Annotated in this window: 1 pseudogene; it reads left to right on the top strand. The window is 75.2% G+C overall.

What is annotated here, in order from left to right:
* Positions 1-803: pseudogene (locus ACFV2J_RS40315) on the top strand (hypothetical protein); the annotation flags it as partial.
* Between the last annotated feature and the right edge of the window lie 126 nt (positions 804-929).

Raw genomic sequence — 929 nt, 5'->3', positions numbered from 1 at the left:
TGGAGTCCCTGATGCCGCTGCGCCTCGCGCGCTACGGCGTCCCGCTCGCCGAGACCGCCCCCTCGGGGCTGGCCGCGGCCGGCATCGAGCCCGCGCTGCTGCCGCCCGCGCCGCGACTGGAGGTGGCGCGCGAGCCGGAACCCACGGCACCCGCCGTGCAGGGCGGCACGGCGCCCGTCCGGGAACAGCTTCCCGCCGCCGAGGCGAACGAGCCCCCGGGGCAGCCGGAGGACCACGCCGAGCCGCAGAGTCAGTGGCTTCAGGCGCGGGACCCCCAGTCCGTCGCGTACCAGGGCGGCTACGACCCGACGTACGACCCGGATGTCGCGTACCGGCAGTGGTACGAGGAGCAGCAGCAGGCCGAGCAGTTCGAGGAGCAGCAGCAGTTCCGGTCCCGGCAGCAGTTCGAGGAACAGCAGCGGTACGAGGAACAGCAGCGGTTCGAGCAGCAGCGGTTCGAGCAGCAGACGTTCGAGCAGCAGACGTTCCCGCGGCAGCGGTACGAGGAGCAGCCTGCCCCCGCCCCGGAGCCCTCTCCGGAGGACACCGGCACCTTCCCGATCCCGTCCGGCCCGGGCCGTACCCGTGAGCTGGGTGCGGGCGGCGGCTCGGAGCCGACCGAGGAGGAGTACTACATGGTCTTCAAGAAGTCGATAGACGGCAGCTATCCGACCTCGGGCCAGTTCAGGGGCGACGTGGAGGCGACGTACGGCACCACGCTCCCGCAGCGCGAGGCCGACCGCATGGTCAACCGCTTCACCAACCGCCACACGGCGGAACTCCAGGAGGACCACATCGCGTAGGCACGTCGGCGTGGGGGGGGGGTGGGCGGGCGGGGGGGGGGGGCGGGCGCGCGCGCCCGCGCGCGCCGCGCCCGGCGCGCGGGCCCGGGGCGCCGCCCCCGCGGCCCGAGGCGCGGGGGCGCCGCG

It is taken from the genome of Streptomyces sp. NPDC059668 (assembly GCF_042734135.1).
Lineage (GTDB): Bacteria > Actinomycetota > Actinomycetes > Streptomycetales > Streptomycetaceae > Streptomyces.
Note: the sequence above shows the minus strand (reverse complement) of the source record. Positions and strands in the feature narration are given on the sequence as shown.